The 23,366-nt window shown below is 61.4% G+C and carries 20 protein-coding genes and 1 riboswitch; of the genes, 7 read left to right on the forward strand and 13 right to left on the reverse strand.

The window, feature by feature from the left end; translation table 11 throughout:
- Window positions 1-191: 191 nt before the first annotated feature.
- On the reverse strand, window positions 192-2,465 hold the full coding sequence (gene parC, locus CPH57_RS17595) for a DNA topoisomerase IV subunit A (RefSeq protein WP_004937261.1): 2,274 nt from the start codon (window positions 2,463-2,465) through the stop codon (window positions 192-194).
- Window positions 2,466-2,790: 325 nt separating this feature from the next.
- Here parC and CPH57_RS17600 point away from each other — a divergent pair, with 325 nt between their 5' ends.
- Both CPH57_RS17600 and CPH57_RS17605 read left to right on the forward strand, forming a co-directional pair.
- Window positions 2,791-3,372 carry an NAD(P)H-dependent oxidoreductase gene (locus CPH57_RS17600; protein WP_046687821.1) on the forward strand — a complete coding sequence of 194 codons (582 nt, stop codon included), beginning with the start codon at window positions 2,791-2,793 and terminating at the stop codon, window positions 3,370-3,372.
- 33 nt (window positions 3,373-3,405) lie between these two features.
- The gene (locus CPH57_RS17605; RefSeq protein WP_033644613.1) at window positions 3,406-3,714 is read left to right on the forward strand and encodes a putative quinol monooxygenase; all 309 of its coding nucleotides are present in this window, start codon (window positions 3,406-3,408) and stop codon (window positions 3,712-3,714) included.
- A gap of 27 nt (window positions 3,715-3,741) precedes the next feature.
- Here CPH57_RS17605 and CPH57_RS17610 read toward each other — a convergent pair whose 3' ends face one another.
- The 6 genes from CPH57_RS17610 to nudF all read right to left on the reverse strand — a co-directional run bounded on the left by CPH57_RS17610 (window position 3,742) and on the right by nudF (window position 9,159).
- Window positions 3,742-4,638 (reverse strand): LysR substrate-binding domain-containing protein, encoded by an 897-nt coding sequence (locus CPH57_RS17610; protein WP_046687822.1) that lies wholly within the window; start codon window positions 4,636-4,638, stop codon window positions 3,742-3,744.
- A gap of 82 nt (window positions 4,639-4,720) precedes the next feature.
- Entirely contained in the window at window positions 4,721-6,616 is a 1,896-nt protein-coding gene (gene parE / locus CPH57_RS17615; protein ID WP_025304305.1) for a DNA topoisomerase IV subunit B, read from the reverse strand.
- A gap of 46 nt (window positions 6,617-6,662) precedes the next feature.
- Window positions 6,663-7,247 (reverse strand): esterase YqiA, encoded by a 585-nt coding sequence (gene yqiA, locus CPH57_RS17620; protein ID WP_004937252.1) that lies wholly within the window; start codon window positions 7,245-7,247, stop codon window positions 6,663-6,665.
- The gene (gene cpdA / locus CPH57_RS17625) at window positions 7,247-8,074 is read right to left on the reverse strand and encodes a 3',5'-cyclic-AMP phosphodiesterase (protein ID WP_004937250.1); all 828 of its coding nucleotides are present in this window, start codon (window positions 8,072-8,074) and stop codon (window positions 7,247-7,249) included. Before cpdA ends, yqiA begins: the two co-directional genes overlap by 1 nt.
- Window positions 8,075-8,101: 27 nt before the next feature.
- The gene (locus CPH57_RS17630; RefSeq protein WP_033651295.1) at window positions 8,102-8,527 is read right to left on the reverse strand and encodes a DUF1249 family protein; all 426 of its coding nucleotides are present in this window, start codon (window positions 8,525-8,527) and stop codon (window positions 8,102-8,104) included.
- On the reverse strand, window positions 8,527-9,159 hold the full coding sequence (gene nudF, locus CPH57_RS17635; protein WP_004937242.1) for an ADP-ribose diphosphatase: 633 nt from the start codon (window positions 9,157-9,159) through the stop codon (window positions 8,527-8,529). The genes CPH57_RS17630 and nudF overlap by 1 nt, the downstream gene beginning before the upstream one ends.
- Window positions 9,160-9,506: 347 nt before the next feature.
- Between nudF and hasF the strand changes: the two genes are divergently transcribed.
- Together hasF and dhaR are read left to right on the forward strand one after the other, a co-directional pair.
- Window positions 9,507-11,024, forward strand: coding sequence for a multidrug efflux transporter outer membrane subunit HasF (gene hasF / locus CPH57_RS17640; RefSeq protein ID WP_046687823.1), 1,518 nt, complete (start codon window positions 9,507-9,509; stop codon window positions 11,022-11,024).
- A gap of 150 nt (window positions 11,025-11,174) precedes the next feature.
- Window positions 11,175-13,124, forward strand: a complete 1,950-nt coding sequence (dhaR, locus tag CPH57_RS17645) for a dihydroxyacetone kinase operon transcriptional regulator DhaR (protein WP_096242602.1) — start codon at window positions 11,175-11,177, stop codon at window positions 13,122-13,124.
- Here the strand turns inward: dhaR and dhaM are convergent.
- Genes dhaM through CPH57_RS17665 form a run of 4 tightly spaced genes read right to left on the reverse strand, consistent with a single transcriptional unit; the run spans window position 13,121 to window position 17,426 of the window.
- Complete coding sequence (gene dhaM / locus CPH57_RS17650; RefSeq protein ID WP_096242603.1) at window positions 13,121-14,551, reverse strand: dihydroxyacetone kinase phosphoryl donor subunit DhaM; 1,431 nt, start codon at window positions 14,549-14,551, stop codon at window positions 13,121-13,123. The genes dhaR and dhaM overlap by 4 nt on opposite strands.
- Window positions 14,552-14,562: 11 nt before the next feature.
- Entirely contained in the window at window positions 14,563-15,195 is a 633-nt protein-coding gene (gene dhaL, locus CPH57_RS17655) for a dihydroxyacetone kinase subunit DhaL (protein WP_033644604.1), read from the reverse strand.
- A 9-nt stretch (window positions 15,196-15,204) separates the two neighbouring features.
- Complete coding sequence (gene dhaK / locus CPH57_RS17660) at window positions 15,205-16,275, reverse strand: dihydroxyacetone kinase subunit DhaK (protein ID WP_033644603.1); 1,071 nt, start codon at window positions 16,273-16,275, stop codon at window positions 15,205-15,207.
- A 50-nt stretch (window positions 16,276-16,325) separates the two neighbouring features.
- Window positions 16,326-17,426, reverse strand: a complete 1,101-nt coding sequence (locus tag CPH57_RS17665) for a glycerol dehydrogenase (RefSeq protein ID WP_046687824.1) — start codon at window positions 17,424-17,426, stop codon at window positions 16,326-16,328.
- Between the two features lie 353 nt (window positions 17,427-17,779).
- On the opposite strand from CPH57_RS17665, the gene CPH57_RS17670 reads away from it, so the two are divergent.
- On the forward strand, window positions 17,780-18,448 hold the full coding sequence (locus CPH57_RS17670; RefSeq protein ID WP_033644601.1) for a DUF1190 family protein: 669 nt from the start codon (window positions 17,780-17,782) through the stop codon (window positions 18,446-18,448).
- A 3-nt stretch (window positions 18,449-18,451) separates the two neighbouring features.
- The gene (locus CPH57_RS17675; protein WP_033644600.1) at window positions 18,452-19,612 is read left to right on the forward strand and encodes a glutathionylspermidine synthase family protein; all 1,161 of its coding nucleotides are present in this window, start codon (window positions 18,452-18,454) and stop codon (window positions 19,610-19,612) included.
- A gap of 47 nt (window positions 19,613-19,659) precedes the next feature.
- On the opposite strand, the gene ygiD is transcribed toward CPH57_RS17675, so the two are convergent.
- Window positions 19,660-20,442, reverse strand: a complete 783-nt coding sequence (gene ygiD, locus CPH57_RS17680) for a 4,5-DOPA dioxygenase extradiol (RefSeq protein WP_033644599.1) — start codon at window positions 20,440-20,442, stop codon at window positions 19,660-19,662.
- A gap of 325 nt (window positions 20,443-20,767) precedes the next feature.
- On the opposite strand from ygiD, the gene CPH57_RS17685 reads away from it, so the two are divergent.
- Window positions 20,768-22,300, forward strand: a complete 1,533-nt coding sequence (locus CPH57_RS17685) for an alkaline phosphatase (RefSeq protein WP_096242604.1) — start codon at window positions 20,768-20,770, stop codon at window positions 22,298-22,300.
- A gap of 52 nt (window positions 22,301-22,352) precedes the next feature.
- Here CPH57_RS17685 and ribB read toward each other — a convergent pair whose 3' ends face one another.
- Window positions 22,353-23,006 (reverse strand): 3,4-dihydroxy-2-butanone-4-phosphate synthase, encoded by a 654-nt coding sequence (ribB, locus tag CPH57_RS17690; protein WP_033636071.1) that lies wholly within the window; start codon window positions 23,004-23,006, stop codon window positions 22,353-22,355.
- Window positions 23,007-23,115: 109 nt separating this feature from the next.
- A riboswitch (FMN riboswitch) is annotated at window positions 23,116-23,276 on the reverse strand.
- Window positions 23,277-23,366: the final 90 nt, after the last annotated feature.

Here is a 23,366-nt window from a genome sequence, read left to right on the forward strand (position 1 = left end):
ACTCATTATTTGCCGACCAAGCGGAAAGCACGCCTATGTCGCCTGCATTTCTCGCTATTTTCCCGCCAGGCGGCAGTACGCACAATAATTTTATGCGCAGAAATGTTAACTATTTGGAAAATAAACGCCAGCAAAAATAAATAAGGCGGCCACAGCATGCTGCGACCGCCCGTTAACGCTGGTGCCAACGCTTACTCTTCGCTGTCGCCACCCGACGCCCGCACCGGCGCATCCACTTCGACGCGATCGATGCGCTGCAGGCCGCGCGGCAGTTGGGTGCCCTTGCGGCCGCGTTCCGCACGGAACTTCTGCAGATCTTCCGGACGCAGCGTCAGCTTGCGTTTGCCGACGTGCAGCGTGACAGACGCCTGCGGCGGCAGCACGAACAGCCAGGCCAGCTTGTCTTCACCGGCGGCGGCCTGCGCCGCCGGAATGGAGACGATCTTGTTGCCCTTGCCCTTCGACAGCTGCGGCAGATCGGCGACCGGGAACATCAGCATGCGCCCGGCGGCGGTGATCGACAGCAGCATATCGTCTGCGCCGTGGATCTCCATCGGCGGCAGCGCTCTGGCGTTGTCCGGCAGCGTGATCATCACCTTGCCGGCGCGGTTGCGCGCCACCAGATCGTTAAAGGTGCAGACGAAACCGTAACCGGCGTCAGACGCCATCAGCAGCTTCTGATCGTCGGCCGCCATCAGCACCTGCTCGATGGTGGCGCCCGGCGGCGGCGTCAGCTTGCCGGTCAGCGGCTCGCCCTGCCCGCGCGCCGAAGGCAGCGTCATCGGATCGAGCGCATAGCTGCGCCCGGTAGAGTCGATAAATACCACCGGCTGATTGCTCTTGCCGCGCGCCGCGCCGCGGAAGCTGTCGCCGGCCTTGTAGCTCAACCCGGTCGGATCGATGTCATGGCCCTTGGCGCTGCGCACCCAGCCCATTTCAGACAGCACGATGGTCACCGGTTCGGACGGCACGAAGTCATGCTCGCTCATCGCCTTGGCTTCCGCGCGCTCGGTCAGCGGCGAACGGCGATCGTCGCCGTAGGTCTGCGCATCGGCCTGGATCTCTTTCTTAATCAGCGTATTCAGCTTGCGTTCGGACGCCAGCAGCGCCTGCAGCTGATCGCGCTCTTTCGCCAGTTCGTCCTGCTCGCCGCGGATCTTGACCTCTTCCAGCTTGGCCAGGTGACGCAGTTTCAGCTCGAGGATCGCTTCCGCCTGAGTATCGGAGATGCCGAAACGCTGCATCAGCACCGGCTTCGGCTCATCCTCGCTGCGGATGATGTGGATCACCTCGTCGATGTTGAGGAACGCCACCAGCAAACCTTCGAGGATATGCAGGCGCTTGAGCACCTTCTCGAGGCGGTAGTTCAGGCGGCGACGCACCGTATCGCGACGGTAGGCCAGCCATTCGGTGAGGATCTCCACCAGCCCTTTCACCTGCGGGCGGTTGTCCAGACCGATCATGTTCATGTTGATGCGGTAGCTGCGCTCCAGATCGGTGGTGGCGAACAGGTGATTCATCACCTGCTCCAGATCGATGCGGTTGGAACGTGGCACGATCACCAGACGCGTCGGGTTCTCGTGATCGGATTCGTCGCGCAGGTCTTCGACCATCGGCAGCTTCTTGGCGCGCATCTGGCTGGCTATCTGCTCCAGCACCTTGGCGCCGGAAACCTGATGCGGCAAGGCGGTGATCACCGCGCTGCCATCCTCTTTCTTCCACACGGCGCGCATGCGCACCGAGCCGCGGCCGCTCTGGTAAATTTTGCGAATTTCATCGCGCGGGGTGATGATCTCGGCTTCGGTCGGGAAGTCCGGCCCCTGCACGAACTCGAGCAGGTCATCGAGCGAGGCGCCCGGCTTGTCGAGCAGTGCCACCGCGGCGGCGGCGACTTCGCGCACGTTGTGCGGCGGAATGTCGGTCGCCATGCCAACCGCGATGCCGGTGGTGCCGTTCAGCAGGATGTTCGGCAGGCGCGCCGGCAGCATCTTCGGCTCTTGTAGCGTGCCGTCAAAGTTCGGGATCCAGTCGACCGTGCCCTGGCCCAGCTCGGCCAGCAAGACCTCGGCGTATTTGGACAGGCGCGATTCGGTATAACGCATCGCCGCGAACGACTTGGGATCGTCCGGCGCCCCCCAGTTCCCCTGGCCGTCCACCAGCGGATAGCGATACGAGAACGGCTGCGCCATCAGCACCATGGCTTCATAACACGCGCTGTCGCCGTGCGGGTGATATTTACCCAGCACGTCGCCCACGGTGCGGGCGGACTTCTTGAATTTGGCGCTGTTGGTCAGCCCCAGTTCAGACATGGCGTAGATGATGCGGCGTTGTACCGGCTTCAAACCGTCGCCAATGTACGGCAACGCCCGATCCATGATGACGTACATGGAATAGTTCAGATAGGCGTTTTCAGTGAATGTGTGCAGCGGTAAACGCTCTACACCGTCATGAGTCAGATCACTCATTACTCAATTATCCTCAGACCGTGGCTTGGCAATCCCTTGGACGACAAAAGGCATCGCTTGTCGATTCTGCCCGCGATAGTAACCCATCTGCAGGGTGGCTGTCACAGTTGGCGCAAGGATCGCCGGCGGCGGCCGGTTGCGCGCTGCGGTTTATGCAAAATTTCGCTGTCTGGCGGCCCGTTTATTGACTGGCAGTCAACACTGTTGTGCGCTGGATCGCATTTTTACTTGCCTGCCTAACGATTACACTCGTCGCCAGCGAGATGGTTTCCGCCTTTTCGGCGGGAAGCATGCCATATCTTAACTCTGACGGGAGCCGCGAAAGATGAGCAATATCCTGATTATCAACGCTAAAAAACAATTCGGCCATTCCAACGGCGAACTCAACCAAACCCTGAGCGACGTGGCGGAAAGCTTCCTGCGCGATCTGCAGCACGATGTGCAGGTCACCGTGGTTGACGACGGTTATGACATCGAAGCCGAGGTAAAGAAATACCTGTGGGCCGACGCGGTCATCTACCAGATGCCGGGCTGGTGGATGGGCGAACCCTGGATCCTGAAAAAATACATCGATGAAGTGTTCACCGCCGGTCACGGCAGCCTGTATGCCAGCGACGGCCGCTCTCGTTCTGACGAAAGCAAAAAATATGGCTCCGGCGGCCTGATCCAGGGCAAAAAATACCTGCTGAGCCTGACCTGGAACGCCCCGCTGGAGGCCTTCACCGATCCCGATCAGTTCTTCCACGGCGTCGGCGTCGACGGCGTTTACCTGCACTTCCACAAGGCCAACCAGTTCCTGGGAATGGAAGCGCTGCCGACCTTTATCTGCAATGACGTGATAAAACAACCGGATATCGAAGCGGACATCGCACGTTATCGCGAGCATCTGGCGAAAAATTTTGCTTAACTGACGCAGAACATACTCATCAACGAGGTAAGCATGATCACCGTAATCGCAGAAATCAAAGTGAAACCCGGCCACCGCGCCACCGTACTGCAAGCCATTGAAAAGCTGGTGCCGCTGGTGCTGGCGGAAGAGGGTTGCGGCGAATACACGCCGATGGTCGACAGCAATACCCAGGCGCCGTGGCAGAAGCGGTCGCCGGATTCGGTGTTCATGCTGGAGAAATGGGAAAGCATGGCGCATCTGGAAAAACATCTGGCCATTGAGCACATGCTCAAACACCGCGACACCCTCAAAGACAGCGTGCTGGACACCGAGATCTACATCCTGGAAAACGCCCTGTAAGCTCCGCCTTATCCTGTAAGCTCCGCCTTATAACGTCTGCGCGTCGATGTGCGCGCTGACGTAGTCAAGAAAACAGGTGATGCGCGCCGCCAATTGCGTATTGCGGTAATACACCGCATTAATCGGCTGGCGCACGTCCAGCGTCTCCTGCTCCAGCAACGTCACCAACTTGCCCGCTTCCCGATCGCGCCGGGTCATAAAGTCTGCCAGCTGTACGATCCCCTCGCCCCGCAGCGCCAATTGCCGCAGCGTTTCACCGCTGGACGCCGAGATCGTCGGCGTGATGGCGAAATGCGGCGCCTGGCGATAGCGCAACGGCCATTGGTTCAGCGATTCCGGTTGGGTAAAACCGAGCAGACAATGCCGGTGCAACGCCTCCACGCTCTGCGGCGTGCCGTGCTGCTGCAGATAAGCCGGGCTGGCGAGGATGCGCAACCGGCTGGCGCCCAGCGCGCGCGCATGAATGGTCGAATCGCGCAACGCGCCGATGCGAATGGCGATATCCGTGCGTTTTTCCAGCAGATCGATGATCAGATTGTCGGTGTTCAGCTCGAGCGAAATTTGCGGATAACGTTCCCTGAACCCCGCCACCAGCGGCACGATGACGTGCTCCATAAAAGGCGCAGCCGCATTGATCCGCAGTCGCCCGGCCGGCATCTGCCGGCGCACCGCCATTTGTTCTTCGGCATTTTCCACCGAGTTGATGATCGTACGCGCATGGCTCAGGAAGCTTTGCCCCTCTTCGGTCAGCTCCAGGCGACGCGTAGTGCGGCGCATCAGGGTGGTATCGAGCTTATTCTCCAGGCGGCTGAGCGCGCGGCTGATGCCGGAAGTCGTCTGGCCGAGCCGATCGGCGGCGGCGGTGATGGAACCGCTGTCGACCACCGAAGTGAACGCCAGCAATTCTTCGAGCGTGATCTTCATGCATTCCGGCCCAGGTTATCGGGCGCCGCATGAACGCCCTGCGGGAAAGCCGGCCCGGCATTTCACCGGGCCAGGGTCAGGCTCAGACCGCCAATTCGGCCATGTCGCCCTTGTCTTGCAGCCAGTTGCGGCGATCTTCCGAACGCTTCTTGGCCAACAGCATGTCCATCACCGCCAGCGTCTGATCGACATCATCTTCCGCGACCGTCAATTGCACCAGACGGCGGGTGTTCGGATCGAGGGTGGTTTCGCGCAGCTGCAGCGGGTTCATCTCGCCCAGCCCTTTAAAGCGCTGGACGTTCGGCTTGCCTTTCTTGCGCTTCAGCTGTTCCAGCACGCCGGCTTTCTCTTCTTCATCCAGCGCGTAGAACACCTCTTTACCGAGATCGATGCGGTACAGCGGCGGCATGGCCACATAAACGTGCCCGCCTTTCACCAGCGAACGGAAGTGGCGCACGAACAGCGCGCACAGCAGCGTAGCGATGTGCAGGCCGTCGGAGTCCGCATCCGCCAGGATGCAGATTTTGCCGTAGCGCAACTGGCTGAGATCTTCGCTGTCCGGATCGATGCCGATCGCCACGGAAATGTCATGCACTTCCTGCGAGGCCAGCACTTCGTCCGAGGAGACTTCCCAGGTATTCAGGATCTTGCCCTTCAGCGGCATGATCGCCTGATATTCGCGATCGCGCGCCTGCTTGGCCGATCCGCCCGCGGAGTCCCCTTCCACCAGGAACAGTTCGGTCATGGCCAGATCCTGCGAGGTGCAGTCCGCCAGCTTGCCCGGCAGCGCCGGCCCGCTGGTCAGCTTCTTGCGCACCACTTTCTTGGCGGCGCGCAGACGGCGTTGGGCGCTGGAAATCGCCAGCTCGGCCAGCTGTTCCGCCGCCTGAACGTTCTGGTTCAGCCACAGGCTGAAGGCATCTTTCACCACGCCGGAAACGAAGGCCGCGCACTGACGCGAAGAGAGACGCTCTTTGGTCTGCCCGGCGAACTGCGGATCCTGCATCTTCACCGACAGCACGTAAGCGCAGCGATCCCAAATATCCTCCGCCGACAGCTTCACGCCGCGCGGCAGGATGTTGCGGAATTCGCAAAACTCGCGCATCGCGTCCAGCAGCCCCTGACGCAGACCGTTGACGTGGGTGCCGCCCTGCATGGTCGGGATCAGGTTGACGTAGCTTTCGGTCAGCAGCTCGCCGCCTTCCGGCAGCCACAGCAGCGCCCAGTCCACCGCTTCGGTATCACCGGCGAAATTGCCGACGAACGGCGCTTCCGGCAGGGTGATCAGGCCGTTAACCGCTTCCATCAGGTAGTCGGTCAGGCCGTCCTGGTAGCACCAGCGCTGCTCGGTGTTGTTCACCTTGTCGATGAAATAGATCTCAACGCCGGGGCACAGCACCGCTTTGGCTTTCAGCAGGTGAGTGAGGCGCGATACCGAGAAACGCGGGCTGTCGAAGAACTGTTCGTCCGGCCAGAAGTGCACGCTGGTGCCGGTGTTGCGTTTGCCGCAGGTGCCGGTCACCGTCAGATCTTGCACTTTGTCGCCGTTTTCGAAGGCGATGCCGTAGACGTTGCCGTCGCGGCGCACGTTGACTTCCACCCGCTTCGACAGGGCGTTGACCACCGAGATCCCAACGCCGTGCAGGCCGCCGGAGAACTGGTAGTTTTTATTCGAGAATTTACCGCCGGCGTGCAGTCGGCACAGGATCAACTCAACCGCCGGCACGCCCTCTTCCGGGTGGATGTCCACCGGCATGCCGCGGCCGTCGTCGATCACTTCCAGCGACTGATCGGCGTGCAGGATCACGTCGATACGCTTGGCATGTCCGGCCAACGCTTCGTCGACGCTGTTATCGATCACCTCTTGGCCGAGGTGGTTTGGGCGCGTCGTGTCGGTATACATGCCGGGACGACGGCGCACTGGTTCTAGACCGCTGAGTACTTCAATGGCATCAGCGTTATAGCTGGATTGAGTCATCGTTGATTATTTTTTCGTGGTTAAAGGGAGGTGCCGGAACGGTCCGTCAGACCGCGTTTAGCCCTAAAAAATCCACAATCTGGGGGAAGTAGTGCTCGAAACCGACGAAGGCGTGGTTTCCACCCGACTCCACCGTTTGCCGACACGCGGTGTAATACGCCACTGCCTGGCCGTAATCGAGAATTTCATCGCCCGTTTGCTGCAGCAGCCAGATTAAATCCGGCGACTCCAAAGGATCGATCTGCATCACTTTCAGATCGTAAACGTGACGAGACTCTAACACATATTGCTGGCCGGTGTAGGGGTTCTCGTTGGCGCCGAGATAGTCGACCAGCAGCTCAAACGGCTTGACCGCCGGGTTGACCACCACCGCCGGCAGCGAAAAACACTGCGACAGCCAGGTGGCGTAATAGCCGCCCAGCGAGGACCCCACCAATCCGAGCGTTTGTCCGGCGCGTTCCAGCACCAGATTTTCCAGCATTTCGGCGGCCTCCGCCGGAAAGGCCGGCAACTGCGGCACCAGCATCTCGATAGCGGGATGGTGTTCGGCCAGCCAGGCCTTGAAGGCCACCGCCTTGGCCGACTGCGGCGAGCTGTTGAAACCGTGCAGGTAGAGCAGTGTCGAAGGCATCAGTATCCATCCGAGTCCATATCGGGGCGGAAATCGTCGTTTTCCAGGCGGAACACCTGCGTCTCGACGCGGCCGTCCGGCAGCAGATCGAGGTAACGCCAGCCGGGGGAGACGTCGTCGATGGTAAAGTTAGTGCAGTGCGGCTTGAATTGCACGCAGGTGGACGGCGTCGCCAACAGACGCCGGCCCTGCCATTCCAGATCCAGATCCTGGTGAATATGACCGCACACCACGGTATTCACCTTCGGGTAGCGCAACAGGATCGCGCCCAGCATATGCGGGTTGCGCAGGCTGTGCTGATCGAGCCAGGTGCAGCCGGAAGGCAGCGGATGGTGGTGCAGCAGCAACAGCGTGTAACGCTCGGGGTGCGCCTGCAGGCAGCGCTCCATCCACTCGAGCTGGTATTCGCTCAGCTCGCCGTGCGGTACGCCGAACACCTGACTGTCCAACATCAGCACCTGCCAGTTATCGCCCAGCAGCACCTGCTTGGAAGGGGCGATGCCGGCGGCGGCCAACGCGTCGACCATCGCCGGTTGGAAATCGTGGTTGCCCGGCAGCCACACGCACGGGGCCGGCAGTTGCGCGATGCCGGCGGCGAAGTGGCGGTACGCCTCCTGCGAATGATCCTGCGCCAAATCTCCCGTGGCGACGATCAAATCGACATCGCGGCGCTGCGCCTGAATGGCGTCCAGCACCGCGTGATAGCTGCGATAGGTATTGATGCCGAGCAACGTCTCGTGTTCGCCGGCAAAAAGGTGGGTATCTGTTATTTGTAGAATCCTGACCGCGGCCCCACTCGCCACGGGCAGTTTAAACAGGCTTTCCAAATGGTGTCCTTTGTTATTTCAGTCTGTCTAACAAACCGGAACCGCCATCGCTCCATGCGCCAAACAGTAGCGCAGCCAATCAGCAAGAAACTGGTTAATTTGATGCTTTTCGTCGCGTTGATGCAACTTTTTATTAGGATAATCATAACGCGCTTTAAAGCGGTAGATCTGCTGACTGGAACACACTTCCGCAACCATGGCGTCATGGTATAACCGCACCGTCATCGCGGGCAGGCTCCAGTAGCTGACCGCCGGAAAGATCTGCTCGATCTCCACCAGCGACGTGTAACGCGTGGACTCAACAATGGTCAAACGATAGCTAGCGCCGTTCACCTGATAAGTCACCGTTTCGCCCGCTTCGTCGTTGCGCGGCAGCAAGCGGCGCAATTGCGCGAAGTTGGTTTCGCACAATCTCATCATTTCGGGGAAATCAGGGGTATAGCGCTGTTTCATTAGTTGGCCCACTCTTTTCTCAACGATTCATGGTGCAACGCCAGCCATTGCAATGCAATCACTGATGCGGCGTTATCGATCGCGCCCTCTTCCACCCAGCGGTAAGCCTGCTCGCGGCTGACCACATGGACGCGAATATCTTCATGCTCTTCCGCCAGGCCGTGGATGCCTTCGGCGGTGCCGGCGTCCACCTCGCCGACCATGATCGACAAGCGTTCGCTGGTGCCGCCGGGGCTGGCCAGATAGCTCAGCACCGGCTTGCAGCGCCCGACCACCACGCCGGCTTCTTCCTGCGCTTCGCGGCGGCACACGTCTTCGACGCTTTCGCCGGTTTCGATCATACCCGCCACCATTTCCAGCAGCCAGGGCGAATTACTGGTATCGACCGCGGCGATGCGCAGTTGTTCAATCAGCACCACTTCATCGCGCACCGGGTCGTAGGGCAGCAGCACCGCCGCATGGCCGCGCTCGAAAATTTCACGCGTGATTTCAGGACTCATTTCGCCATTGAACAAGCGATGGCGAAACCGGTATAAATTGAGTGAAAAAAAACCACGGTACAGCGTCTCGCGTGCAATAATTTCTACATCTTTTTTATCGAAGGTGACGGGTGACGGCTGCGAACGGTTCATGCGCGAATTCTCCTGCGTGAGTATGCCGATAAAATAAACGGTTTTGATGACAGAAACAGCGGGTCTCACCGCCGCCGCTTTATGTTAGGCTGTTTTTCGCCGCCGGACGCGGCGCGTTTGTGCGCTCGCGGGTAATAGCGGGAAACAATCCTGATTGTCAGCCATAATATCAGCTGCAGTCGGCCCGGGCAGTACGCCAAGGTAAATGGGCGGTCTGAAAGGTAAAAGTTACGTGAGATGGCACATTCAGCCACCTGATGCGTACCGCAGACTCTGCTAGAATCGGCAACTATTTCGTCTATCGTCAGCGCTAACATAGCAATATTGCTGCACAACAAGGAATGCAAATGAAGAAACTGCTCCCCCTTCTTATCGGACTGAGCCTGGGCGGCTTCAGTGCAATGAGCCAGGCAGAGAACCTGCTGCAGGTCTACAAACAGGCCAGGGAAAGTAACCCGGATCTGCGCAAAAGTGCTGCTGACCGCGACGCCGCATTCGAAAAGATCAATGAAGCGCGCAGCCCGCTGCTGCCGCAGCTCGGTTTAACCGCAGGTTACGATTACACCAACGGTTATCGTGACAGCAATGGCGTTAACAGCAACGTCACCAGCGGTTCGCTGGCATTGACGCAGACCCTCTTCGACATGTCGAAATGGCGCCAGCTGACGCTGCAGGAAAAGAGCGCCGGCATCTCCGACGTCACCTTCCAGACCGCAGAGCAGTCGCTGATTCTCAACACCGCCACCGCCTACTTTAACGTGCTGAAGGCGATCGACACGCTGTCGTACACCCAGGCGCAGAAAGACGCGGTGTACCGCACGCTGGATCAAACCACCCAACGCTTCAACGTGGGCCTGGTGGCGATCACCGACGTGCAGAACGCCCGCTCGAACTATGACACCGTGCTGGCGGCCGAAGTCTCCGCCCGCAACGATCTGGATAACGCGCTGGAAACGCTGCGCCAGGTGACCGGGGCCTTCTACCCGGAGCTGGCCTCGCTGAACACCGATCGCTTCAGCACCCAGCGCCCGGAAGCGGTGAACAACCTGCTGAAAGAAGCGGAGGCGCGCAACCTGAGCCTGCTGTCCGCCCGCCTGAGCCAAGATCTGGCGCGCGAACAGATCCGCGCCGCACAGACCGGCTATATGCCGACGATTGACGTCAGCGCGTCAACCGGCATCAGCAATACCAAATATAACGGCTCAAACACCGGCGGCGCGAATGCCGCACGCTACAGCGACTCCGATGCGGGCCAAAATAAAGTGGGCATCAGCTTCAACCTGCCGCTGTACAGCGGCGGCGCGACCAACTCGCAGGTTAAACAAGCGCAGTACGGCTTCGTCGGCGCCAGCGAACAGCTGGAAAGCGCTCACCGCAGCGTGGTGCAGACCGTGCGTTCATCGTTCAACAACGTTAACGCTTCGATCAGCAGCATCAACGCCTACAAACAGGCGGTGATCTCCGCGCAGAGCTCCCTGGACGCGATGGAAGCCGGTTATCAGGTCGGTACCCGCACCATCGTCGATGTGCTGGACGCCACCACCACGCTGTATAACGCCAAACGTCAGCTGTCCGACGCGCGTTATACCTATTTGATCAACCAGCTGAACATCAAGTCGGCGCTCGGCACGCTGAACCAGAACGATCTGCTGCTGCTGAACGGCGCGTTGGGCAAGCCGGTATCGACCGCGCCTGACGCCGTCGCACCGCAAAACCGCGCGCAGGACGCCTATGCGGACGGTTATCAGGACAATGCGCCGATGCAACAGACTGCGGCGCCGGCACCGGCGGCCACTCGCGCATCCGCGCCGGCCGTTACCACCAGCCAACCGGCTCGCCACAGCGGCAACCCATTCCGCAACTGATGTCCGCACGCTGACAAACACGGGGTCCGGCCTGCGCCGCGCCCCGTTTTTTTTGTCCCGATTTTCCCCGCTTCTGCCCGCCGCCTCACAGCCGCCGCTGCGCCAGGTGATATCATCGTCACTCTCGTTTTCGCAGTTGGATGAGGTTCGATGGACAACGATTCACGTTGGCAGCAACTGATTAACGACGGCGAACTGCCGCCGCCGCTGCGCCCGACGCCGGCGGTGTACGCCTCCTGGCTGCGTTGCCGCAGCCTGATGCAGCCCGATGTCTGGCAAGCGCCGCACCGTGCGCAGGGCGCCACCTTCGAATCGATTTGCCGCCGCAAGAACGATCTGCTGACGCTCGGCCAGGCGGCGCTGGAAGACGCCTGTGAATACATGGAGCCGCGGCGTTGCCTGCTGATGATCCTCGACGAGAGCGGCTGCATGCTGTGGCGCTGCGGCGACGCCCAAACCTGGGAACATCTGCAGCAACTGGGGTTCGCCCCCGGCGCTTACTGGGCCGAAGGACAGATAGGCACCAATGCCCCGGCGCTGGCGGCGGCGGAAGGCCACCCGGTGCGGGTGAGCGGTAAAGAACACGTGCGCCGAGCGCTGCACGGCTGGTCGTTCTGCGCCACGCCGGTCTACGACAACAGCGGCCGCCAGCGCGGCTCGATCGCGCTGGGCTGCCTGCTGGCCGACTGCGCCGCCGGCGATCTGTCGCTGACGCTGGCCATCGCCCGCGAAATCGGCAACTCGCTGAACGCCGACGGCCTGCTGGCGGAATCCAACCGCCATCTGAATCAGCTTTACGGCCTGCTGGACGGCGTGGACGACGGCGTTATGGCCTGGGATCACCGCGGCTACCTGCAATACATCAACCAGCGCGCCGCCGGCCTGCTGAAGCTGGACGAACAGCAGAGCCAGGGCAAGCCGTTGGCGCAGCTGTTGACGCTGCCCGCGCTGCTCAAGCGCGCCATCGCCGATCGCCAACCGCTGCAACACGTCGAAGTCACCTTCGAAAGCCAGCGGCAGTTTATCGCCGCCTTGTTGACGCTCAAGCCGATTTTCGACGGCGATCGCTGCAGTTTCATCGCCCTGCTGCACCCGATCGAACGGCTGCGCCAGTATGTCAGCAGCCAGCTGGGGCGCGTCAGCCACAGCTTCGAACAGATGCCTTCCGCCTCGCTGGAGATGCGGCGACTGATCCGTTACGGGCAGCAGGCGGCCAAAGGCCAGCATCCGATCCTGTTGCGCGGAGAAGAAGGCGTTGGCAAAGAGCTGCTCAGCCAGGCTATCCACAACGCCGGCGAACGCGCCGCCGGGCCGTATATCGCCCTCAACTGCCAACTGCTGCCGCAGGCGCAGGGGCTGCGTGAGCTGCTGGGCAGCGACGCCAGCGAAGAAGAGGCGGGCCAGCTCAGTAAATTCGAATTGGCTAACGGCGGCACGCTGTACCTGGAACAGATCGAATACCTGCCGGCGGAGATGCAGTCGGCGCTGCTGCAGGTGCTGAAAACCGGCGTGGTGATCCGCCTCAATTCCAGCCGGGTGATCCCGGTCGATGTGCGGGTGATCGCCAGCAGCGCCGCCGACCTGCCGCTGCTGGTGCAGCAAAACCGCTTCCGCCGCCAGCTGTTTTACAGCCTGCAGGCGTTCGAGATCCAAATCCCGCCGCTGCGTCAGCGGCTGAGCGATATTCCGCTGCTGGTCAAACACCATCTGCGCACGCTGGAGCAACATTTTCAGTGTCGCTTCCGGGTGGATGACGAGGTGATGGCTCAGCTGGCGCTCTATCTGTGGCCGGGCAACGATTTGGAACTGAAAGGGGTGGTGGAGCGCGCGGCAATGATTTGCCACGGCCACCACATCCAGCTGGCGGACCTGCCGGCGCACCTGCTCGGCCAACCGTCGCTGCTGGAAAGCGATCCGCAGCCCGGCGCGCCGCTGTTGACGCTGACGGACATGGAGCGCCAGGCGATCCTGCGGGCGGCGACCGTCAGCCGCGGCCAACTGACGGAAATGGCGCAGTTGCTGGGCATCGGCCGCACCACGCTGTGGCGGAAGATCAAACAACACGGGATCGACATCCGCCAGTTCAAGCTGCGCGCCTAGTGGCTGAGCTGCAACACCCCACGCGCGGCGTCCAGCATCGCCTTCTGGCCGCTGCGGGTTTTGCTCAGGCAATCCTGCATGCCGACCACCATCGGAATGCCCATCGCCTTCGCCAGAATGGCGCTGTGCGAGAGGGCATTGCCGCCGCTCAGGCAGATGCCGAGCACCAGTCGGCGATCCAGCATCACTACCTCTGAGGGCATCAGCTCATCCATCACCAGTATTGACGGCTCTGCGAGCGCAATGGTCGGCAGCGGCTGCCCCTGCAGGTGGCACAGCGTGCGGCGCAGCATGTCGCGCACGTCCAGTTCGCGCGCCCGCATGTAGTCGTCATCCAACTCGCGGTACTCTTCGGCGATCGCCTCCAGCACCTGCCGCCAGGCCTGCTCGGCGCTGCACAACTGCTGCGCAATGCGGGTGTAAGCCGCCTGCTGCAGATCCGGATCGTCCAGCAGCATGCTGTGGGCGCCGAAGATAGCCGCCTGCGGCTTGCCGATCAGCGTGCCGGTGCGCTCCGCCAGCCGGTTGAGATCGCTCAACGTGTGCTGCAGCGCCTCCCGCAGGCGTTGCTGTTCGCCCAACACCTCGTCCGCGCCGATCCGGCGCTCGGCGGCTGACGGCCAGACACTGCGGGCCTGGAACACCGGCCCGCTGGTGACGCTTTCCGCCACCGGAATGCCGTGCAGCGAGGGCTGCTGCCGCTCGGAGACCGTCTCGCCAAAATGCTGCTCCGCCAGCGTTTTGAACGCCGCCAGCGCCTCGTCCGCCTGCGCGCCGTCGGCGATCAAACGGATGGTGTCGCCGTGGCGCACCTGCAGCAGCGCCAGCTGATTGAGGCTGCGCGGATCGACGCACTGCCCCTGTTTTTCCAGCACCAGCTCGGCCTTGAACGGCGCCAGCGCTTCGACCAGCCGCGCCGCCGGGCGCGCGTGCAGTCCGTGCGGGTTCTGCACCGTCCAGGTTGCGCTTTTGCCCTGCGCCAGCGGCAAGGCCGCGCGCTTCGCCGTAGGTGAAGCCTCGCTCAGCTGCGCCTGCTTGGCCTGCAGCGCCCCCTGCGCCTCCGCCACCACCTGCTCCAGCGAAGCGCCGGAGTTGGCGGCCACCACCGCCGCCAGCGTGCCTTCGATCAGCGGCGCGGCGCACAGCCGCACCTTGGCGGCCAACTCCGGATCCAGCAGATCGAGCGCGGTTTCGGCACTGAGCAGCGCGCTGCCCAGATCCATCAGCACCAGAATGCCATCGCCGTCGGCGACCGCTTCGATCGCCTCCATGACGTTGACCGCGTCGGTACCGATCGGGTGCTCCTCGTCATCCACGCCCGCCGCCAGCGCCAACTTGCAGCCGTCGCCGCGCATCATCTGCCGCGCCAGTTGCTCAACGCCGCGCGCCAGCAACGCGCTGTGCGACACCACCACGATATTAATCATCTCGCCTCCTGCTAACTGCCGGCGACCTCGGCCAGCGTTTTCATCATCAGCATCACCGAAGTGGCGCCGGGATCCTGGTGGCCGATGCTGCGCTCGCCCAGGTAACTGGCCCGCCCCTTGCGCGCCTGCATGGTGATGGTGCTCTCCACCGCCCGCTCGGCGCTGTCGGCGGCGCGCTGCAGCGCCTCCGCCACGCTCAGGTTCTGCTGCGCGGACTGGCCGAGGCTTTCCACCACCGGCCACCAGGCATCGCACATGGTCTTGTCGCCCGGCTCCGCCTTGCCGCGCATCACCACGCCTTCCACCCCTTCCTGCATCATTTGATGCAGCTCCGCCAGATCCAGGCTTTGCTTGGCGTTCGCCGCCTGCGCCGCGCGGATGAAGAAGGTGCCGAACAGCGGACCGCTGGCGCCGCCTACGCTCGACAGCAGCGTCATGCCGGTGTTTTTCAGGATAAAGCCGATATCCTTGTCCGCCACCGACGGCAGCTTTTCCACCACCTTATTGAAACCGCGATTCATGTTCAGGCCGTGGTCGGCATCGCCGATCTCGGTGTCCAGTTGGGTAAGAAAATCGCGCTCTCGGCTGAACACTTCGCCGCAACGCATCAGCCAATCGACGACCTGTGGTTTGGTCAACGCCATAATTCCTCCTCAGCAACCCCAACGCAGCGCAGGCGTTTTCACCGGCGCATCCCACAAGGACAACAGTTCGTCGTCCACGTTCAACAACGTGATGGACACGCCCTGCATATCGAGCGAAGTGCAATACGCGCCCACCAGGTTGCGTTCGATGATGATGCCCGCCTCGGCGCAGCGCTCCGCCAGCCGATGGTACACGCCGTACAGCTCGGACAGCGGCGTGGCGCCCAGGTTGTTGACCAACGCGATCACCCGATCGCCGCGCGTCAGCGGCTGCTTGGTCTGCATCTCGTCGCGCCACTCACCCTGTTGGCGATCCCAGACGCGGATCGTGCGCTGATAGTGGCCGTGGTCGATCAGCGTATGGAACATGTCATCCACCGCCGCGTTGAGCGTGGTGAACGGACGGCGCGCAATGCCCGGCTCGCCGTGAATGCCGACGCCGAACTCCATCTCGTTCTCCGCCAGGGTGAACGAGGGTTTGCCGGCGGCGGGGACGGTACAGGCGCCCAGCGCGATACCGATCGAATGCCCGTGGTTGTTGATGCGATGCCCCAGCGTCACCACGCTGTCCAGATCGTCACCGCGCGCCGCGGCGGCGCCCAGCAATTTCTCCATCAGCACGGTGTTGGCCACCCCGCGCCGCCCGGCGGTAAACAGGCTGTCCTTGACCGCCACGTCGTCATCCACCAGCACCGTCGCCACCGCGACGCCGCTGTCGTGCAGCAGCTCGGTGGCGGTTTCGAAGTTGAGCACGTCGCCGGTGTAGTTCTTGATCAGCAGCAGTACCCCGGCGCCGCCGTCGATCGCCTGACCGCACTCGTACATTTTATCCGGCGTCGGCGAGGTGAAAATCTCGCCCGGACAGGCGCCGTCGAGCATCCCTTCACCGACGAAACCGCAGTGCATCGGCTCGTGGCCGCTGCCGCCGCCGGACAGAATTGCCACTTTGCCCGCTACCGGCGCGTCGGCGCGGGTGACGAACGCCGGATCCGCATGCACCAGCAACTCGGGATGAGCCTCCGCCAGCCCCTGCAACTGCTCTTCCAACACCGACTCGACCTGATTAATCAGTTTTTTCACGATGGTTTCCTCTGTAAGCCAGGGGCGCGGCGCACCGCGCCCCAACGGTATCAATGACGCAGCAGCCAGGCGGCGCCGAGCCGATCCGCCGTCAGGATCGCCGCCTGCACGCCAGCAGGGGTGACCTTGAACGGCATGTTGTGAATGGTTTCGCCGGCGGCGCAGCTGGCCTCGGCCACCGCCATCGTCTTCGTCGCCGCGTCGCCGGTAACGCCCATCTGCGCCAGCGTGATCGGCAAGCCGATGCCATGACAAAACGCCAGCACGGTTTCAATCTGCGCCATAGGGCTGTTCTGCAGCACCAGCTGCACCAGGGTGCCGAACGCCACTTTTTCGCCGTGATAGAGGTGGTGACACTCCTCCAGCACGGTGAAACCGTTGTGAATGGCGTGCGCCGCCGCCAGCCCGCTGCTCTCGAAGCCGATGCCGCTCAGATACGTATTGGCCTCAATGATGCGTTCCACCGCTTCCGTCACCACGCCGGCCTCGACCGCCAGCTTGGCCTTCACCCCTTCGGCCAGCAGCGTGTCGTAGCACAGCCGCGCCAGACTGAGCGCCGCCAGCGTCGATTTGCCGCCGGCCATGCTGGTGGCCTGAGCGTCGAAGCAGGCCTGCGCTTCGAAATAGGTGGAGAGCGCGTCGCCCATGCCGGCTACCAGCAGGCGCACCGGCGCTTTGGCGATGATGGCGCTGTCCATCACTACCATGTCCGGGTTGCGCGGGTAGATCAGGTATTCGGCGAATTCGCCCTGTTCGGTGTAGATAACCGACAGCGCGCTGGTCGGCGCATCGGTGGAGGCGATGGTGGGAATGAGCACCACCGGCAGCCGTTGGTAGTGGGCGACGGCCTTGGCGGTGTCGAGCGTCTTGCCGCCGCCGACGCCGATCACCCCGCGGCAGCCGTGGGTCTGCAGCTCGCGGCCAAGCCGGTCTATCTCTTTACGGCAGCACTCGCCGTTGAAGCGGGCCGCATGATGTTTCACGCCGTGCTGCTGCAGGCTGCCCATCAGGGTGTCTCCCGCCAACTGCATCACGAAGTCGTCGGCGATCACGAAATAATGGTCGGCGAGGGATTTGGCGTATTCGCCGACGGCGGCCAGCGCATTGGCGCCCTGAATGTATTTGCCTGGTGACTGGATGATTCTCAACATAACCGGATCCTTGTAGGGAGTTGGCGATGGTAACGTTCAGATATCAGGTGATGACGCGCCGACTTCGCCGCCGGCTTGTTGTTGTGCTTCGACTATGAGCGCCTGCCGCCCGCCTGGCGAGCCACGCGATTTTTGTTCCATTATGGAACATCATCATAGCGATAACGTTTCATGATGAAACGCCAATGCGCGTTTTTTCGCCGCGAAAGCGAACTGGCGCACACCCCAACGTATAACTGCGTAAAGAGTGGATTCTGCGGGCGTTTCAGCTTTAATTTTGACCATGTTTCCCCTATCCTTAGCGCCACTACTGGGAAAGGGCGAAAACAGCCCGCATGATGGGATTGATAACGATGAAACGGACAAAAAACATCAACCAAGAGACGTTCCGCAAATCCTGGCGCAGCTACCGTGTCGCGCCCGTGGCTTTGGCGATCAGCGCCGTCTTTATGCTGGCCGGCTGCGAGAAGAGCGATGAAACGGTCTCCCTGTATCAGAATGCCGATGACTGTTCGCGCGCCAACCCTTCGATGAGCGAGCAGTGCACCACCGCCTACAACAACGCCCTGAAAGAAGCGGCGAAAACCGCGCCGAAATACGCCACCCGCGAAGACTGCGTCGCCGAGTTCGGCGAAGCGCAGTGCACCCAGGCGCCGGCTCCGGCGCAGGCCGGCATGGCGGCGGAATCGCAAAGCAGCGGCAGCTTCTGGATGCCGCTGATGGCGGGCTACATGATGGGCCGCCTGATGGGCGGTTCCGGCTTCGCGCAGCAGCCGCTGTTCACCTCCAAGAACGCCGCCAGCCCGGCGAACGGCAAGTTTGTCGACGCCAGCGGCAAGAGCTACGGCCCGGCCACCGCCGGCGGTCGCACCATGACGGTGCCGAAAACCGCCATGGCGCCGAAGCCTGCGGTCACCAACACCGTGACCCGCGGCGGTTTCGGCGAGACCGTGGCCAAGCAGACCAGCATGCAGCGCAGCAGCGCCACCTCCAACTCCGGCTCTCGCAGCATGGGCGGTTGATGCATGAAACGTATTGCCATTACCGAGCGCCCGGACTGGCGCGAAAAAGCGACCGAGTTCGGCTTCCGTTTCCACACCATGTACGGCGAGCCGTACTGGTGTGAAGACGCCTATTACCAGTTCACGCTGGCGCAGATTGAAGAGATCGAAAATGCCACCGCCGAGCTGCATCAGATGTGCCTGCAGGTGGTGGAGAAAGTGGTCGCCAGCGACGAGCTGATGGCCAAGTTCTGCATCCCGAAACACACCTGGGAATTCGTGCGCAGCTCCTGGCGCACCAACCAGCCGTCGCTGTATTCGCGTCTCGATCTGGCCTACGACGGCGTCAATCCGCCGAAGCTGCTGGAGAACAACGCCGATACGCCCACCTCACTGTATGAAGCGGCCTTCTTCCAATGGCTGTGGCTGGAAGACCAGATCAACGCCGGCAAGCTGGATCCGGAATCGGATCAGTACAACAGCCTGCAGGAGAAACTGATCGAGCGTTTCGCCGAGCTGAAAGCGCATCACGGCTTCGGCCTGTTGCACCTGGCCTGCTGCCAGGACAGCGAAGAAGATCGCGGCACGGTGCAATACCTGCAGGACTGCGCGCAGGAAGCCGGTCTGCCGACCGAGTTCCTGTTCATGGAAGAGATCGGCCTCGGCGAGAAAGGCCAGTTCACCGATCTGCAGGATCAGGTGATCGGCAACCTGTTCAAGCTCTATCCGTGGGAATTCATGCTGCGCGAGATGTTCTCCACCAAGCTGGAAGACGCCGGCGTGCGCTGGCTGGAGCCGGCCTGGAAAAGCATCATCTCCAACAAGGCGCTGCTGCCGCTGCTGTGGGAAATGTTCCCGAATCACCCTAACCTGCTGCCGGCTTATTTCGCGCAAGACGATCATCCGCCGATGGATCATTACGTCACCAAACCGCTGTTCTCACGCGAAGGCGCCAATATCCAGATCGTCGAAAACGGTCAGGAAGTGGCGCGCGTCGATGGGCCGTACGGTGAAGAAGGCATGATCGTGCAGCAGTTCCATCCGCTGCCGAAGTTCGAAGACAGCTACACGCTGATCGGCAGCTGGCTGGTGAACGATCAACCCTGCGGCATCGGCCTGCGCGAAGATCGCGAACTGATCACGCAGGATCTGTCGCGCTTCTATCCGCACACAATCCTCGGCTGATCGCCCCGCTGAAGGCAAAAACGCCAGTCTCTGACTGGCGTTTTTCTTTAGCCCACCTGCACCGACAGCATGCTCAGCGCTCCCATTTCGATACCGTCGATCGGCACGCTGATGGCCTCTTTTCCATCCCAGCCGCCGAGCACATACAGCAATGGCAGATAGTGTTCCGGCGTCGGGTTCGACAGCGCCGCGCCCTCATGGCGCATGAAATCCACCAGCGGGTGGTTATCGCCCCGATAACGCAGGTTATCCCGGACAAAGTTATTGAAAGACTCCGCCCACGGATAGGCGCTGGTATCGCCCTGCCATTTCACCATGCGCAGGTTGTGTACCACGTTGCCGCTGGCGACGATCATCACGCCCTCATCCCGCAGCGCCGCGAGTTTGCGGCCCAGCTCATAGTGGTAAGCCGCCGGCTGAGTGCCGTCGACGCTGAGCTGCACCACCGGGATATCGGCATTGGGATACATCTTGATCAATACGCCCCAGGTGCCGTGATCCAACCCCCACTCGCCGAGATCCGCCGTTACCGGCACCGGCGCCAGAATGTGCTGCAGCTGCGCAGCCAGCGCGGGGGAACCCGGCGCAGGGTAGCGGGTATCAAACAGCGCCTGCGGGAACCCGCCGAAGTCGTGAATGGTTTTGGGTTTTTCCATCGCGGTGACCGCAGTGCCGCGGGTATACCAATGCGCAGAAACCGCCACGATCGCCTTCGGACGCGGCAATGACTCACCCAACGCACGCCATGCCTGGGTGTAGCGGTTGTCTTCCAGCACGTTCATCGGGCTACCGTGGCCAAGAAACAATGCCGGCATACGAGAGGTGTTCATAGAGCGATCCTTAGTTCAAATTGTGCTATGGCGTTACATTACGCGCTTTGCCGCAGCAACACAGCCGGATAACCGTGATGAAGATATTCAATAAATTTGAATTAAAAATCGCAAAAATGCACCGGCAAACAAAAAGTTAAAAAATGAATGATTTTCAAATGATTAATAAAAATCATGAATACAATGGCATTACTGCCACACAGATCTAAATTGTGAACAATTTATGTATTTTTTGTTAACACAATCGATACACTCCTCCTGCCGTCGACAGGGTGTTGGCAGCCCGTCGGCGCTACGGGAATCACGTCTCACCAAGGAGGAATTCATGTTCAGACTCACACTGGCAACCCGCCTGGCGCTTTCCATGTCCTTGTTAGCCACCGGGGCGGCAGCCGCCAAAGCGACGGACAACGCGCCGCTGACGCAGCGCGAAGACCCTTACTTCCTTCAGGCGCAAGCTCAGCTGCAACAGCGACTGAAACAGACCCCAAACACCAACCGCGCTAAAAACGTCATTCTGGTGGTCGGTGACGGCATGGGGTTTTCCACCGTGACCGCCGCCCGTATTTTTGAAGGACAGCAGCGCGGCGTGGACGGCGAATCCAACGTGCTGGCCTGGGAAGCCTTCCCCTATCTGGCGGCAGCCAAAACCTATTCCGCCGACGCCCAAATCACCGACTCCGCGCCCAGCGCGGTGGCGATGACCACCGGCGTCAAAACCATCAACGATCTGATGGGTCTCAACCATACGGCCGCCCTCAACAACTGCGAGGATCAGCAAACCAAGGCCGTCACCACGCTGTGGGAGATGGCCGCAACGCTCGGCATGTCCACCGGCGCCGTGACGACCGCGACCATTACCCACGCCACGCCGGGCGCCACCTATGCCCATATCGCCAACCGCGACTGGGAGTCTGACGCCAAAATGCCGACGGATGCCCTGGCCGCAGGCTGCCGCGACATCGCGCGCCAGCTGGTGGAAATGAAATACGGCAACGGCCTGAACGTGGCGATGGGCGGCGGGCGCGCCAACTTCCTGCCCGACAGCGTGAGCGATCCGGAATATCCCGGCAAGAAAGGCGCCAGAAGGGACGGCCGTGACCTGACGCAGGCCTGGCTGCAACGCTACGGCGAGCGCGGACAATACGTCTGGAATCAGGCCCAGTTCGACAAAATCGAACCGGGCAACGTCGACCATTTGCTGGCCCTGTTCGAGCCGTCGCACATGAACTTCGAGCATGACCGGCGGCAAGACGCGGCGGGAGAGCCTTCGCTGGCGGAAATGACCGGCAAGGCCATCGATATTTTGGCCAGGAATCCCGAAGGCTATCTGTTGCTGGTGGAAGGCGGGCGCGTCGATCACGGCAGCCATAACGGCAACGCCTACCGCACGCTAAGCGACGCGGTCGCCCTGAACGAGGCGGTGAAAACCATTGTCGGCAAGGTCAACCTGGACGAAACGCTGGTGATCGTGACCGGCGATCACAGCCACACGCTGACCATCGCCGGCTATGCCAAGCGCGGCAATCCTATCCTCGGCATTTCCGTCGGCGTCGACGGTAAACCTCGGCTGGGCAGCGACGGCAAGCCCTACACCACCCTCGGTTTCGCCAACGGCCCCGGCGGCGCGATCCCGCTGACCGAGCGCCCGGCATTGACCATGGAGCAAACCACCGCGCCCGACTTTATTCAGCCGGCGCTGGTGCCGCTGAAAAGCGAGACGCACGGCGGGGAAGATCTCGGCATCTACGCCATCGGCCCCTGGGCACATCTGTTCCAGGGTACGGTTGAGGAGAACTACACCTTCCACGTGATGAATTACGCCAGCCGCATCAGCGAACGCCTGTCAGAACGGTAGATACAAAAAAGCCGCATTACGCGGCTTTTTTATCGTTGAAAGCGGCCGGCTATCAGCTGGCTTTTTTCTCGTGCGCCTGGCGGTAGGCCACCAGATCTTCGATGGTCAGCACCACCATGTCGTGCTGTTTGGCGAAGGCGATCACTTCCGGCGCATGCGCCATGCTGCCATCGTCGTTGGTCAGTTCACACAGCACGCCGGCAGGTTTGAAACCGGCCATGGAGACCAGATCGATGGTCGCTTCGGTGTGGCCGCGACGGCTCAGCACGCCGCCCGGCTGCGCGCGCAGCGGGAACACGTGGCCCGGACGGTTCAGGTCGCTCGGCTTGGCGCTGTCTGCCACCGCCGCACGGATGGTGGTCAGGCGATCGGAAGCGGAAACCCCGGTGGTTACGCCCTGCGCCGCTTCGATGGTCACGGTGAAGGCGGTCTGGAACTGGCTGGAGTTGTTGGTCACCATCATCGGCAGCTCAAGCTGCTGACGGCGTTCTTCGGTGATGCACAGGCACACAATGCCGCTGCCGTGGCGAATGGTCAGCGCCATCTGCTCAACGGTCATGGTCTCCGCGGCGAAGATCATGTCACCTTCGTTTTCACGGTTTTCATCATCGAGCACCATCACGCCGCGCCCGTTGCGCAGTGCGTCGATCGCGCGTTCAACGCGTTCTGTCGGCGTGCCGAAGTCTGAAAGTAGCGTCTGATTCATGGTAAAAAACCTCATTAAAAATTATGGATTACCAGAACCAGGGCGATCTTGAGGAGTAGCTAGCAATAGCTAAAAAAATAACGCAAGCGGGCGCATGCCCGGCAGATACCGTTACTCTCTCCCATCCGGACTATAACCGTCGGCCCCGGAATTACACCGGATCTGCTGACCTCTAACCGGCCTTTACAGGCTGGCTGAGCGCTCGCGGGCTTTCACCGTAGAAGGTGATTTACCGCCGGTGGGGACTTTCACCCCGCCCTGAGAATAAGCAAGATGACTATAACGCTAATGGATAGACAGGGCAATTGGCAAAAGCACAATTCGGCCACGCGCGGCGAATGCGCTTAATGGTGTTTATCC

It is taken from the genome of Serratia sp. JKS000199, assembly GCF_900215455.1.
Lineage (GTDB): Bacteria > Pseudomonadota > Gammaproteobacteria > Enterobacterales > Enterobacteriaceae > Serratia > Serratia ureilytica.